Source organism: Oribacterium sp., from assembly GCF_057249185.1.
In genome coordinates, this window is sequence record NZ_DBHIGR010000048.1 from 1 (window position 1) to 13,258 (window position 13,258).

At 45.5% G+C, this 13,258-nt stretch carries 13 protein-coding genes; 2 read left to right on the forward strand and 11 right to left on the reverse strand.

Annotated features, from left to right (window positions below):
- Positions 1-107: 107 nt before the first annotated feature.
- A complete protein-coding gene (locus ACO4PX_RS04225; protein ID WP_485571639.1) occupies positions 108-1,376 on the reverse strand; it encodes a bacterial transcriptional activator domain-containing protein in 1,269 nt (422 codons plus the stop codon).
- Between the two features lie 145 nt (positions 1,377-1,521).
- Here ACO4PX_RS04225 and ACO4PX_RS04230 point away from each other — a divergent pair, with 145 nt between their 5' ends.
- The gene (locus ACO4PX_RS04230; RefSeq protein WP_485571641.1) at positions 1,522-2,208 is read left to right on the forward strand and encodes a response regulator transcription factor; all 687 of its coding nucleotides are present in this window, start codon (positions 1,522-1,524) and stop codon (positions 2,206-2,208) included.
- A gap of 56 nt (positions 2,209-2,264) precedes the next feature.
- Complete coding sequence (locus ACO4PX_RS04235) at positions 2,265-3,620, forward strand: sensor histidine kinase (RefSeq protein ID WP_485571643.1); 1,356 nt, start codon at positions 2,265-2,267, stop codon at positions 3,618-3,620.
- 258 nt (positions 3,621-3,878) lie between these two features.
- Here ACO4PX_RS04235 and ACO4PX_RS04240 read toward each other — a convergent pair whose 3' ends face one another.
- The 10 genes from ACO4PX_RS04240 to prfB form a co-directional block, all read right to left on the reverse strand.
- Positions 3,879-4,886: an asparaginase gene (locus ACO4PX_RS04240; RefSeq protein WP_472451287.1), complete on the reverse strand. Its 1,008-nt coding sequence runs from the start codon at positions 4,884-4,886 to the stop codon at positions 3,879-3,881.
- The gene (locus ACO4PX_RS04245) at positions 4,883-5,902 is read right to left on the reverse strand and encodes an NAD(+) diphosphatase (RefSeq protein WP_007156551.1); all 1,020 of its coding nucleotides are present in this window, start codon (positions 5,900-5,902) and stop codon (positions 4,883-4,885) included. The genes ACO4PX_RS04240 and ACO4PX_RS04245 overlap by 4 nt, the downstream gene beginning before the upstream one ends.
- Before the next feature lie 49 nt (positions 5,903-5,951).
- Complete coding sequence (locus ACO4PX_RS04250; protein WP_007156552.1) at positions 5,952-6,815, reverse strand: IspD/TarI family cytidylyltransferase; 864 nt, start codon at positions 6,813-6,815, stop codon at positions 5,952-5,954.
- 10 nt (positions 6,816-6,825) lie between these two features.
- Complete coding sequence (gene tsaD / locus ACO4PX_RS04255) at positions 6,826-7,842, reverse strand: tRNA (adenosine(37)-N6)-threonylcarbamoyltransferase complex transferase subunit TsaD (protein WP_007156553.1); 1,017 nt, start codon at positions 7,840-7,842, stop codon at positions 6,826-6,828.
- Between the two features lie 58 nt (positions 7,843-7,900).
- Entirely contained in the window at positions 7,901-8,812 is a 912-nt protein-coding gene (locus ACO4PX_RS04260; protein WP_007156554.1) for a ribonuclease Z, read from the reverse strand.
- A gap of 3 nt (positions 8,813-8,815) precedes the next feature.
- Positions 8,816-9,256 (reverse strand): ribosomal protein S18-alanine N-acetyltransferase, encoded by a 441-nt coding sequence (gene rimI, locus ACO4PX_RS04265; RefSeq protein ID WP_007156555.1) that lies wholly within the window; start codon positions 9,254-9,256, stop codon positions 8,816-8,818.
- Between the two features lie 92 nt (positions 9,257-9,348).
- Positions 9,349-10,122 (reverse strand): tRNA (adenosine(37)-N6)-threonylcarbamoyltransferase complex dimerization subunit type 1 TsaB, encoded by a 774-nt coding sequence (gene tsaB / locus ACO4PX_RS04270; RefSeq protein ID WP_485571646.1) that lies wholly within the window; start codon positions 10,120-10,122, stop codon positions 9,349-9,351.
- Positions 10,123-10,240: 118 nt separating this feature from the next.
- The gene (gene tsaE / locus ACO4PX_RS04275; protein ID WP_007156557.1) at positions 10,241-10,675 is read right to left on the reverse strand and encodes a tRNA (adenosine(37)-N6)-threonylcarbamoyltransferase complex ATPase subunit type 1 TsaE; all 435 of its coding nucleotides are present in this window, start codon (positions 10,673-10,675) and stop codon (positions 10,241-10,243) included.
- 160 nt (positions 10,676-10,835) lie between these two features.
- Positions 10,836-12,086 (reverse strand): homoserine dehydrogenase, encoded by a 1,251-nt coding sequence (locus ACO4PX_RS04280; RefSeq protein ID WP_007156558.1) that lies wholly within the window; start codon positions 12,084-12,086, stop codon positions 10,836-10,838.
- A gap of 41 nt (positions 12,087-12,127) precedes the next feature.
- Positions 12,128-13,258, reverse strand: a 1,131-nt coding sequence (gene prfB / locus ACO4PX_RS04285) for a peptide chain release factor 2 (RefSeq protein ID WP_485571648.1), incomplete at its 5' end; no start/stop codon positions are given.

Below are 13,258 nucleotides of genomic sequence, written 5' to 3' on the forward strand. Positions count from 1 at the left end.
ACGACCTTCTGGTCCGTAGCCAGACGCTCTATCCAGCTGAGCTACGCACGCTTGCGAAACGCAAGGAATATCATAGCAAAGCTTCATTTTCCTGTCAAGCACTTCTTCTAAATCTCATCCATTGCACCGTTTCTCTCCAAGATTCCGGGAATCTCTGCAAGAGATACGATACGATAACGGAACTCTGCACGAGAGCCTGCCAGCTCCTTTAATCTTCTGGAGATTCTCTGGTAAATAATGGCACAGTCTTCTCTCTTGGTTCCAATCAGAAGAATCAGATACTGGGAGGAAGAATACTTGGTGTAAACGTCTCCCTTTCTTAAGCCTTCGGATAAAGACTGCTGTAAAATCTCAGCACGGGTGTTCAGCTTATCCTGATTCTGGATGGGCTTTCCTTCATAATCCACCAAGGTGCAAAGCATCATGAAGATGGAAGAGCCTCTTCTTTCCAGATTTCGTCTAAGTACATGATAAACGTCAATAAAACTGGTGAAGGGGCAAAGGTAAGCGCCAATCTTCCTGGTTCCCATCTCGCTCTTCAGCTTCTCGTCCTTACGAACAATGTTGGCCTGAATCTGACGGATATCGTCGGTTACTACACGAACATTGTCGGAAAGTCTTTCGTAGCAAGCCCGTAAAGCATCGGGAATGGGTACTTCCAACTCGTCCTGATAGTAGTGAGCGCACTTCATGTATAAATCGTATGCGGTCTTATAATCCTTCTTCAGAATCAAAGCATCAATCATCTCGATCTGCCATCCGTTGTCCGGATAGATTTTATTGGCCTGATCGTACATCATGAAAAGCTCTTCGTATTCCTGATGCTCACGGTAATAAGCCCCTAAGAATTCAATCACTTCATCATAAAGGCGCTTTAGGCGAACGCTCTCCAAGATTACCCAGTAATCCGTAGCAAACTCCGGCAACAATTCGCCCTTGTATATCTTAAAAGCCTTCTGATAGTAAGACAACTTCTTACTCTCTTCCTTACTGTTCTTCGCCTTTAAGCAAATGTCTTCGAATTCCTGCACGTCCATGACGTAATCATACTCAGGAAGATACTCCGGAGCATAGATTCCTCTTTTTCCGTCAATAATCTTCTTTCCGGGCATCCCCGCCTTCTTCAACTGGGTTCTCGCCTGGTGGAGCAGGTTATTCAAGCTGTTATTTTCATCCAAAAGGGACTTATGACCGAAAATTCCATCAATCAAATCTCTTTTGGAAATGCCCCCCAGCCCTCTTAAGAGGACAATTTCGGTGAGCTTTAGGAAATTGGCTTTATTGTTATTTCCTAAGTCTAACTGCTTGTCCCCGACATAAAGAGAAAAGCCACCCAGCATCTCTACATAAATTCTACTTTTCTTTTTCGCTTCCATAATCGTCCTTTATCAAAAATACCATTTGTTCCTGCCTATTTTAAGATTTTTTTTATCGCTTGTAAAGCTTTAAAAGGATAAATATTTTGGCTTTTTGCAATATTTCCTGTATTATACTAGGAAAAACGAAAAAAAGGAGACTCCTATGCGAATTTTATTAGTAGAAGACGAGAAAATTCTTTCTAAAAGTATAAAAATGATTTTGGAGCGGGCGGAGTATGAAGTAGATACGGCGTATGACGGGGAAGAGGCTTTGGAGTATGCCAAAACCGCCATTTACGATTTAATGATTTTGGATGTGATGATGCCCAAGCTGAACGGTTATCAGGTAGCCAGACAGCTGCGTAAAGAAAAAAACGGTCTGCCTATTCTGATGCTTACCGCCAAAAGTCAGCTGGAGGATCGTATCGAAGGCTTGGAGGGAGGTGCTGACTACTATCTCACCAAACCCTTTGACAAAAGAGAGCTACTGGCCTGCATCTCCGCCTTATTACGAAGACAGGGACAGGAAGTGAACAGCTTAAGCTTCGGAGATTTAAGTCTGGATTTGGATAGTAAGGATCTTTCTTCCGGAGCAAATAGTCTGAAGCTGTCCAAAAAGGAATTTGAACTGATGCGTATGCTTTTACAAGGAAAAAATCAAATTCTAAGTAAGGAGCAGATTCTCCAAAAGGTTTGGGGCTATGACAGTGATGCGGTGGAAAATCATGTGGAGGTTTATATCGGATTTCTCCGAAAAAAGCTCAGACTTTTGGAAAGCAGGGTTAGCATCCAAAGTCGTAGAGGTCTGGGATATTTTCTGGCAGAGCAGGAAGAGGGCAAAGAGGAGTAAAAAAGCTTAAAACTTTTCTTAAAAAAAACGAATAAGTAAGGTAAGAAAGGAAAGTAATGAAAAAACAGAAAATTCGTATTATGGCACTCCTCTTTTTGCTCTTTACGGTGATGCTACTGATATTATCCTTCACCAACTTTAACTATAGTAAAAAGGCCCAGGAGGAGCAAATGGATATGGAGCTGGAGCAACTGATGTTCCCCGGCTTTCGAAACGGACATGAGGCTCTACCCAGTCGCTATTTTTCCTATGTAATTTTGGAAATTGGTGAGAATAACGAAATCACAAGCCAGCAAAGTTCCCCGGCCTGGGACTATTCCACCCTTGATTCTCCCCCCTCCGAAAAAAGTCCGGAAGGAAAGGATTCGGGTTCTCCTCCGATGGATATGAAGAGCAAACAAAAGGATGCCCCTTCGGAAACAGCTGCAGAAACAAGCTCTCCGAAAACTGATGCGGAAAGCAACGAAGAAATCTACACCGATGAGAGCTCCGAAGTCTTAAATACTATCGTGAAGAAGATTTTGAGCAAAGGAAAAAGCTCCGGTACAGTCTATCGTTATAAGCTTCGTTATCTTCTTAGAGAAGAAGGGCAAAAAACCTTGATTTTAGGAGATTATCAGAGAGAACTAAGCATACTGAATAAACAAGCCTTTTCCACTGCGCTCTTAGCTTTGGTACTGATTCTGCTTTTCCTCCCTCTGGATTATTTCTTTTCCACCTGGGCCATCCGTCCCAGTGTGCAAGCCATGGAAAAGCAAAAGCAGTTTATTTCCGATGCCGGTCATGAATTAAAAACGCCATTGGCTGTTATCGCCGCTAATCTGTCCCTTCTGGAAGACCAGAATTTAGCTCCGGAAACCGGTGATTTTGTTCAGAACATCGCTGTGATGAGTAAGAAAATGCAGGGATTGGTGGAAAAGCTTTTACAGCTTTCCCGTTTAGAGCAACAGATATTTACCTATGGACAAATGGATTATTCCCGAAAAGTTTCTGAAATCTGCCTGCAAATGGAAGCCTTGTTTTTTGAAGAGGGAATGGAATTAGAGGTTGACCTAGAACAGAATATTGTCTTAAAGCACGCTATAGAAAGTCAAGTGGAAGAGGTTTTACGAATCTTTTTGGATAACGGACGAAAATACGCGGATAAACCCTCTACCCTCTATGTGAAGCTATACAGAGAAAAAAATATGGCCATCCTTTCCGTGGATTCCGCAGGAAGGAGCCTTAGCAAGGAAGAATTCGAAAAAATATTTTCCCGCTTTACAAGGCTGGATGAGGCCAGAAGCCAAAGCGAAAGCTTCGGTTTGGGACTATCCATCGCTAAGGAAATCTCCACCAACCACAAGGGGAAAATCTATGGCTACGGAAAGAATGGCAGGAATTGCTTCGTCCTTGCCCTCCCCTTACAGTAAAGAAAATAGGATGTGAAGTAAAAGAGATTTCTAAACTTGCTTTCATGCAAAATAGCTTCGCTGCAGGGGTAATCTGAGCCCGCGGGCACTTACGAAAAACGACTGGAAGGAAGTTTTTCGCTTAGTACCCCTGCGTGGCGAAGTTAGCGGGAGCGTGCCCCCAAGCGAAGCTGTTTTGTCGGAAAGCAAAGTAAAAATTTCACTTCACATCCTATTATTATTTTTGTATGGTAAAGTAGCAAGGAAAAGCAATTCCTGCTATTGCACCGCACAGAGAATATCATTGTTGATGGTGGTGTAGAACTCCTTCTTTAGGCTTGGATAATCTCCCTTATACTTTGCCATTAGGTACATTAATTTGGTAATGGTGGCTTCCAAGGTCATATCATAGGCTTCCAAAAGCTGGAAGTCTTTTTTGATTTTCTGTCCCACCTGATAAATCTCCATATTGGAGCCCTCATTTACCACCTGAGTAGCCATAACAATGATTTTTCCTTTTTTCTGCCACTTCTCCATTTCCTTATAAAAGACTTCCTGCATACTTTCCGGAATACCGCCTACACCGAAGCTTTCCATAACAATGCAATCATAATTTTCAAAAAGGTAGGAAAGCATTTCCGGTCTGGTTCCGGGAATCAGCTTTAGAACACAGATGGAATCATCCAAATCCAAATGGAATTCCACTGCCTCTCTCAGGGGCAGGTAGGGGATATATCGAATGATTCTGCCGTCCTGCATTCTTGCCAAGGTAGGGAAATTCACACTTTGGAAGGCATGAAAGGAACGGGCCATCATCTTCTTCGCTCTGGTGCCGGAAATCACATTGCCGTTAAAGAGAAGAACTACATTTTCCGAATAAGGGTCACAGGCGTAGCGCACGCTGTCCAGAAGATTCATCTTGGCATCGGTACTGTCCTGATTAATGGGTTTTTGAGAACCGGTGATGACAATGGGCTTTCTGGAATACTGCACCATGTAGCTTAACGCCGCCGAGGTATAAGCCATGGTATCCGTGCCGTGTAAAACCACAAAACCGTCATAACGGTCATAGTTTTTTTGAATACAAGCCCCCATCTCCCGCCAGATCTTGGGCTGCATATTGGTGGAATCCACATTGCAAAGCTGAACAATGGAAAGCTCGGCAATCTTCTGTAGTTCCGGCACAAAGGCAATGATTTCCTCTGCACTAAGGGAAGGACTCAGTCCATCCTCTGTTTGCTTGGAAGCAATGGTTCCTCCTGTGGCAATTAGCAATACCTTTTTCACCCGTTTCTCCTTCCGTGTAATTCAAACTTTCCTTCTTTAAAAGTCCGCATCATCTCATTGGTTAAGCTGAAATCATTTCCCTGGAGCTCCAGCTCCTCCCGACTGAGCCAGACCGCCTCGGAAAGCTCTTCCTCCTCTCGAATAATCTGAACCTCTCCCATCTCCGTAAAAGAAGCCTTTTCCTCATCCACTTTTGCAAAATATCCTAGGAGCAAATCATCCGCCATTCCCCAGGGTTGGGATTTATAATACTTTACTTCCTTAATGGGAACACCGGTTTCTTCCATAGCCTCCCGAATCGCCGCTTCCTCCCCGGTCTCCCCAATCTCGATAAAGCCTGCCACAAGGGCGGGTAAGTAGCTTAGTCTGTTGGCGTATCTTGTGCAAAGGATTTTTTCCTTATGGATGATTCCCACAATGACTGCCGGCATAATCTTCGGATAGAAGACCTCCTGACAGTTGGGACAACGCATGGCTCTTTCTTTTTTGTCCTTCTCCGTCTTAGTGCCGCAGACACCGCAATAGCGGTGCTTTTGATAAAAATGAAAGAGATGCATCCCTGTATTGGCCAAAAAGAGCAGAGACTTCGGTCCTTTAAACTCCCGTCGCAACTCTTCCAAAGAAAGGTATTCTCCGAATTCCACGATATCTTTCAGCAGATAATAGTCCTGCCCGTCCAAGGAAAAAAGGTAGGTAAAGGACTTTCTCCAGTCATTTACCATGGCCTGCTGCTCTCTCTTTCGGGATAAAGCATTTTCCTGTACTTCCTCTTTTTCCTTGGGAAAAGAAGCTAAATACTCTTTAATTTTATAAAAGGAAAAACCCTCTCCCTCCGGACATCTTAGGCTTAAACCATCTCCGCTCATGATAGCATCCGAGGGATCCACCTTCTTTCCTGACTCTCTTTTTACCAAAACCGACTTGCCTGAAAAAGAAAGGAAAAAATCCTCCTTTCCGGGCTTTTTTTCCGGATAATATTGATTTTGAAAATGATGTTGTCCCAGGTCTTGAATCATCTGGTCTTATCCTTTCTTACACTACTATCTAAATTCGAAGGATCTCACACTATTTTTTACTATACTCTTCCATGAATTTTAGATAAATCAAATCTTCAGGCACTGTAATCTTTTGGTTCTGCTCTTCCCCTAAAACTAGATAGGGCTGTTCCTTCGTAAAGGCTTCCACCATCATGGCGTCATCCGTAATGCTTAGCCCCTCTTCTTTCTTCTCTAAGAAAGCGTTATAGGCTTCCCAAAGTAAAGGAAAGGAAAATGCCTGGGGAGTCTGAATCCGATAAAGACTGCTTCTATCTACGCTTTCCTGCACAATACCCTTCTCCACTCGCTTTATGGTATCTGTCACCGGAAGCCCCGGAATCACTGCCCCATAGGACTTTCTTGCCTGATAAATTCTTTCACATAAGTCTAAACTAAAGCAGGGCCGTGCCCCGTCATGGATAAAAAGAGAGAGCTCGTTTTGAAGATTTTTGCTTTCTCCATGCTTTATCTCCTGCTCTTTTTTATGCTTTTCTCTATTCGATTCCCTATTTTTCAAAAATTCCAAGGCGGAGTAAACAGACCAGTAGCGTTCTGCCCCTCCCTCAATCAGGGAAACTACTATGCCTTCCTGTGTAAGCGGAGAAAATGAAGCAGCGAGCTCCTCTTTACATTGTGCGGATTCTCCTTCTAAGAACCGAAGCCCCAGCTCTTCCCTCCATTGCTTAAGTTCCCCTTCCACCCTTTCTTTATCTTCCTTGGAAAGAATCAAAAGAATTTCTTTGCACCTGTCCCAGCTGCAAAACTTTTGCAGGGCGGAATAATACAAGGGCTTTCCCTGAAAGGGCAGAAACTGCTTTTTTTCCTTGCATCCCATACGGCTGCCTTTTCCGGCCATCAGAAGGATGACGGTAATTTCTCTTTGATTAGGCATTCTTCCCTCCCTAGCCTTCCGTTAAAGCCAAAGAAGGATAAGCATTCAAAGAAGCCTCCCCCCTTTTTCCTGCCTGATAATCATAATAGGCTGCTGCCGCAATCATGGCCGCATTGTCCGTGCACAGCACAGGGCTTGGGCAGTAAAAGCTTAAACCGTGAGCCTTCGCCTTCTCTTCCATCTTCCTTCGAAGACAGCCATTTGCGGAGACGCCTCCCGCCACAGCCATTTTGGATACCCCTAAATCCAGAGCAAGCTGTAGGCATTTTTCCGCCAAGTCCTCACAGACTCCCTCCTGAAAGGAGGCACAAAGGTCTGCCACCCTTATTTCTTCTCCTAACATTTTCTTATGGTTTAACTCATTTAAAACCGCAGATTTTACGCCGGAAAAGCTAAAGTCATAGGGAGTATCCAGTTTGGCCTTGGGAAAATGATAGGCAAAGGGGTCTCCCTCCTTCGCACTCTGCTCCAGCTTCGGGCCTCCCGGATATCCCAGTCCCACGGCTCTGGCAATCTTGTCAAAGGCTTCCCCCGCCGCATCATCTCTGGTTCTTCCATAGATTTTGATTTTTCCGTAATCCTCCACATACAGCAGATGGCTGTGGCCACCACTGGCCACCAGGCAAACATAGGGAGGAACGCAGTCCTGATGGGCAAGATAATTTGCCGCAATATGTCCTTCAATATGATGTACCGGAATCAAGGGCTTCTGAATGGCGTAGGCCAAAGCCTTGGCTTCGGAAACCCCCACCAAAAGAGAGCCTACCAGTCCAGGACCATAGGTTACTGCCACCGCCGTAAGCTCGGAAAAGCTTTTCCCCGCCTCATCCATAGCCAGACGAATCACCTCATCAATCTTTTCCAAATGATTACGGGAAGCAATCTCCGGCACTACCCCTCCAAACTCTGCGTGAAGAGCCACCTGAGAGGAAATCACATTGGAAAGCACTTCCTTTCCGTTCTTTACCACTGCCGCTGCGGTTTCATCACAGCTGCTTTCGATTCCCAGAATCAAAACATCTTCCATAAAACTGTACTCTTTCTTTCTGTACTCTTTCTTTCTGTACTCTTTTTATACTCTTTCTCTATTCCTCTTCTTCAAAGGAAATGTCCTTGCTCCAAGCATCTCTGGCGAATTTCACCGGAAAAATATGGCTGAACTTATCCTTATACTGCTCCGGATAAACCTCCGAAGGAGAATAGTGGGTAAGCCACATTTCTCTGGGCCGGGCTTCCCGGCCTAAGATGGCTGCCTCTTCCATAGTCATATGCTTGTGTTTCTTGGCATTGGAGAGCTTGTCCTCCTCCCCATACATTCCTTCACAGATAAACAAATCCACATCCTTCGCCTTTTCGGCTATCCTTGGAATCGGTCTGGTATCGGTACAATAGACTACCGAAATCCCCCGTCTTGCCTCTCCCATGACCATATCCGGGGTAAACAGACTGCCCTCATGCTCTACCGCTTCTCCATGTTGCAGGCGATTCCAGCAGGACACGGGAATGCCCGCCTCTCTTGCCCGTTCTACGGAAAATTTTCCGGATCTGGGAATAGTGATTTTATAGCCAAAGCAGGGAATACTGTGTTGTACCTTAAAGGCCTCTACCTGAAAGCTTTCACAGGAAAATCTCTGCTCTTCTTCCTGAATTTCTATATATTCGATGGCAAAGGGAAGCTCCGGTGCAATACTTCTTAGTCCATTTACCACCCTGGCCAGTCCTTTAGGGCCAATCATGGTCACCGGCTTGGTTCGCTCCGCATTTCCCATGCTAAGCAACATTCCGGGAAGTCCGGAAATATGATCTGCATGGTAGTGGGTAAAGCAGATGGTATCAATGCTGTAGGGGCTCCACCCCTTCTCCCGCATGGCAATCTGGGTTCCCTCCCCACAATCTATCAAAAGACTGGACCCGTTACAGCGTAACATTAAGCTGGTGAGCCAGCGCTTGGGAAGGGGCATCATACCGCCGGTTCCCAGTAAACATAATTCTAACATAATTTATTGTATCGTCCTTTCCATGAGGATGGCATCCTCTTCCGGATCCCGGTAATACGCCTTTCTTTTGGAAAAGGCCCGAAATCCCTCTCGTTCATAGATTGCTTTGGCAGGGTCATTGCTTTCCCTTACCTCTAAAAATATTTTCTGAATGGCTTCCCGATCTCCTATGGAGAGAATTTCCCGAAGCAGTTGTTTCCCAAAACCCTTACCTTGATGCTTTTTCTTCACGGCAATGCTTTCCAGCTCTCCTTCCACGCCTAAGACTCTCAGAATCGCGTAGCCTAAGATTTCCTCTTCCTCCATCAAGACAATGGCTCTATCGTATTTTCCCTCCACGGCACGAAGAAAATCCTGCCGGGAATAGGCCATACTGCCAAAAAGTGCTTGATCCATCTCCCAAATCTCTTCCACATCCCGTACTTCCATGTACCGAAAAAACATTTCTCCTCCTTGATTGTAAGCAATGAGTGGTAATTGCTCTTTCCAAACAACTTACTTGATTCTTTGATAGATTCCATTCCACTCTGCCCACTTTATTCGTGAATCGGATAGTTCTTCGCAATCAGCTTATCCTTGGTTTTTCCTAAATCCTTGTACGCCTCTTCCTGCACAATCTGAAAATCCTTTAAAGCCCCTGCTTCCTTTTCTCTTTCCGCCTGAGGCTTCCTTAAATACTCCAGATGAAATCCCGCTTCCAAGCCCTCCGCCTTTTTCTTTTCTCCCAGTAAAGCCAGAGATGCTGCCCTTTGCAGGGCGTTCTGGGGATTGGGGAAAAGGCAAAGATCCTTTCCCAGGCTCTCTTCAATCTGCTTTCTATAGGGAAAAATGCCGTCCCCCAAGAAAATCTGCTGTCCCTCCTGTTCTTTTGCAAAAGCAAGAAGCTCCTCAATACTCACAGCCCTTTCCGGAGAAATACACTGTCCCAAACGGTAAGATGCGGTATAGACCTGTCCTCTTCTGGCATCCAAAAGCACATGGATGGGATTTGGTAAAAAGCTAAGATTTTCCTGCAACATTTCCAGCGTACTGATTCCATAGAGGGGAATATTTCCGACCAAAGCCAGCCCCTTTCCGGTTGCCGCTCCGATTCTAAGACCGGTGAAGGAGCCCGGCCCTTTGCATAGGAAAATCTGATCCACCTCTTCCAAAGAAACCTTGCAATGCTCCAAAAGACTGATACAAAGAGGCAGTAAGGTTTCAGAATGGGTGAGTCCGATTTGTAAATCCATCTCTCCTAAAATCTGTCCGTCCTTTACAAGGCAAACCCCGGAAACTCTCCCGGAGGCGTCTAATGCTAAGCTTATCATTTTTTATCCTTTTCTTTCATAGATTACTCTATTTCGCAGATTACTCTATTTCATAGATTGCTCTATTTCCTATCCTCTGTTAAAGAGCTTTCCCATAAACTTTCTGATGTTTTTTACTTTACTTCTCTTCTTTGCTGTCTTCCATACGGATTCTCCGAAAGGAAAATCCCTGACTTAAATCCTTTTCAATATAAATCCATTTGGCTTCCGGAGGGATATCCTCCCTGACCTGGCTGGCCCATTCCATTAAAGCGATGCCTTCCCCGGAAAGCATGTCCTGAAAGCCGATTTCCCAAAGTTCCTCCGGATCTACGATACGGTAGAGGTCGAAATGATAGAGCTGTTCTCTTCCCTGATATTCCTTCACGATGGTAAAGGTGGGGGAATCTACATTTTCCGAAACCCCCAGGCCCTTGGCAAAACCCTTGGCAAAGACGGTCTTTCCTACCCCCAGGTCTCCCTCCAGACAGTAGATCTCGCCTTTTTTGGCTTCCTGTCCCAGGCGAAAGGCCAACTGATAGCTTTCTTCCTCACTATTGCTAATCCACTCCATCCCTACTCCTATTCACAAAAAACGCTGGTGCCTTAGACGCCAGCGTTTCTTTTTATTCTTCCCCGATGGCGCAGGCAAGACCTATGTCATCGAGTTCCATACAAGCGATATTCCCAAAAAGAAGCTCTCGTTTCTGCTGCGGCTAGCCGGCGATATCTCCTTACTCCTCCGAAGCGGAATTTACACGAAGGTAGTGGAATACTCTCCTTCCGGTTTCATCCTCGAAAGCGGAAAGACGAGCCAGAAAATCTTCTTCGAAAAGAATATCGGAAATAATGGCAAATTCATCCTTTCGTCCGGGAAGAACATGAACCTTTACCTTTCCATTCTCTACGAAATAGCTCTTTAATTCCTTCTCAATCCCCTCTTCCGTCCCTTCAATACGAAGGAAATAACGGAAAGCGTTTCCGCCCATGGGCTCAATTTCAATCATTTTATCGGACCAGCCGATTCCCTGGAAATTATTTTTATGACGCACTGCCGCAATAATATCGGAAACAACCGCACTGGCAGTAGGAAGCTTACCGGCTCCCATGCCGTAAAGCATGGTGGTTCCCAGGCAGTTTCCTACGATACGAATACCGTTATACACGCCATTTACCGGGTAAAGAGGATCCTGCTCCTCCACCATCATGGGGGCTACATAAGCAAAGTACTTATCCTCCACCGTCTGTACGGATCCCAAAAGCTTAATGCTGTATCCCAATGCCTTGGCATAAGCCATATCGATATCACTGACATTCCGGATTCCTTCCGTGTAAATATCCTCGTGGCGGCAACGATTACCGGAGGTCATGGAAAGGAGGATGGCAGTCTTTCTGGAGGTATCAAAGCCGTCAATATCCGCAGAGGGATCTCTTTCCGCATAACCCAGTCTTTGCGCTTCCTTCAAGGTGTCCTCAAAGCTGGAGCCTTCCTCCCTCATCTTGGTTAAGATGAAGTTGGTGGTACCGTTTAAGATACCGGTAATTTCCGTCACATTTTCTCCGGCATAGTTATGGTAAAGGGTACGAATAACCGGAATTCCGCCTCCTACAGAAGCCTCGAAATAGAAGTTGCAGTTATGCTCCTTCGCCGTACGAATCAGCTTGGAACCGCAGGCATCCACCACCGCCTTGTTAGAGCTTACCACATGCTTGCCCTTTTCCAGACAGCTTTTAATATACTCGTAAGCCGGATGAATTCCTCCGATAGATTCCACCACCAGCTCCACTTCCGGATCATTTTCAATGACGGAAAAATCTGTAGTGACCAAGGCATCCTCCACACCGGGAATATGCTCTTTTCTGGCCAGAATGTACTTTATTTCAATACCTTCTCCGCCCTTTTTCTCAATCTGTGCTCTGTTCATATCCAGCACTTCTTTCACGCCGGATCCGATGGTTCCGTAGCCCATGATAGCAATCTTCATCTCATTCGCCCCTTTCTTCTCCTAAGAAACTTTTCCCTGTTTTAGTCATTTCCCGCAATCTTTCGATCCGGACAGCCCAACTGCATCCACTTCAGATAAGCGGAAATGAAACGATCGATGTCTCCATCCAAAACCGCATCCGTATTGCCGCTTTCTTCCCCGGTACGCAGGTCTTTTACCATACGATAGGGCTGTAAAACATAAGAACGAATCTGGGATCCCCAGCCGTTATCCTTCACTTCTCCTCGAATGCCCGCAAGCTTCGCTTCCTGCTCTTCCTTTTCCTTCAGATAAAGCTTGGTCTTTAACATCTGCATGGCCTTGTTTTTGTTCTGAAGCTGAGAACGTTCCTCCTGACAGGCTGCCACAAAGCCGGTGGGAATATGAATCAGACGAACTGCAGAGGAGGTCTTGTTAATGTGCTGTCCACCCGCACCGGAGGCACGGAAAACCTCCATCTTAATGTCCTCTTCCCGAATCTCAATATCGATATCCGTCTCAATATCCGGCATAACGTCACAGGATACAAAGGAGGTCTGTCGCTTTCCCTGGGCATTAAAGGGGGAGATACGCACCAGACGATGAATGCCGGACTCGGAGCGAAGGTAGCCGTAGGCATACTCTCCCACCACTTCCATAGTTACGGACTTAATGCCGGCCTCATCCCCGTCCAGATAGTCTAAAATCTTCACCGTAAAACCGTGGCGTTCCGCCCATCTGGTGTACATTCTGTAAAGAATGCCTGCCCAGTCATTGGCTTCCGTTCCGCCTGCTCCGGCATTTAAACGAAGGATAACATTCATGCTGTCATATTCTCCGGACAGAAGGAGGGTGGTATTCATCTGATCCAATCTTTCGGAAAAGCTGTCCAGTAATTCCCGAATCTCCGGAATTACGGAATCATCATTTTCCTCTTTCCCCATCTGAATCAGGGCTTCAATATCCTCATAATTGCCTTTTAGTGCGGTAAAGCCTTCCAGCTCGTCCTTCAAATGTCTCGCCTCTGTGGAAAGCTTGTTGGCCTTCTCCGGATCCCCCCAAAAATCGGGTTCCTCCATCATACGGTCCAACTCTATGATTCTTTTTCTCTTGGTATCCAAGTCCAGGGCAGCTTCCAACTGCTGCAAGGGCTCTTCCTTGGAGGAAAGTTCTGATTTAAATTGATCAAACTC

What these genes read in the sequence shown, in the direction of transcription:
- ACO4PX_RS04225 (WP_485571639.1), bottom strand. Translation starts at nt 1,376, where the DNA reads ATGGAAGCGAAAAAGAAAAGTAGAATTTATGTAGAGATGCTGGGTGGC.
- ACO4PX_RS04230 (WP_485571641.1), top strand. Translation starts at nt 1,522, where the DNA reads ATGCGAATTTTATTAGTAGAAGACGAGAAAATTCTTTCTAAAAGTATA.
- ACO4PX_RS04235 (WP_485571643.1), top strand. Translation starts at nt 2,265, where the DNA reads ATGAAAAAACAGAAAATTCGTATTATGGCACTCCTCTTTTTGCTCTTT.
- ACO4PX_RS04245 (WP_007156551.1), bottom strand. Translation starts at nt 5,902, where the DNA reads ATGATTCAAGACCTGGGACAACATCATTTTCAAAATCAATATTATCCG.
- ACO4PX_RS04250 (WP_007156552.1), bottom strand. Translation starts at nt 6,815, where the DNA reads ATGCCTAATCAAAGAGAAATTACCGTCATCCTTCTGATGGCCGGAAAA.
- tsaD (WP_007156553.1), bottom strand. Translation starts at nt 7,842, where the DNA reads ATGGAAGATGTTTTGATTCTGGGAATCGAAAGCAGCTGTGATGAAACC.
- ACO4PX_RS04260 (WP_007156554.1), bottom strand. Translation starts at nt 8,812, where the DNA reads ATGTTAGAATTATGTTTACTGGGAACCGGCGGTATGATGCCCCTTCCC.
- rimI (WP_007156555.1), bottom strand. Translation starts at nt 9,256, where the DNA reads ATGTTTTTTCGGTACATGGAAGTACGGGATGTGGAAGAGATTTGGGAG.
- tsaB (WP_485571646.1), bottom strand. Translation starts at nt 10,122, where the DNA reads ATGATAAGCTTAGCATTAGACGCCTCCGGGAGAGTTTCCGGGGTTTGC.
- tsaE (WP_007156557.1), bottom strand. Translation starts at nt 10,675, where the DNA reads ATGGAGTGGATTAGCAATAGTGAGGAAGAAAGCTATCAGTTGGCCTTT.
- ACO4PX_RS04280 (WP_007156558.1), bottom strand. Translation starts at nt 12,086, where the DNA reads ATGAAGATTGCTATCATGGGCTACGGAACCATCGGATCCGGCGTGAAA.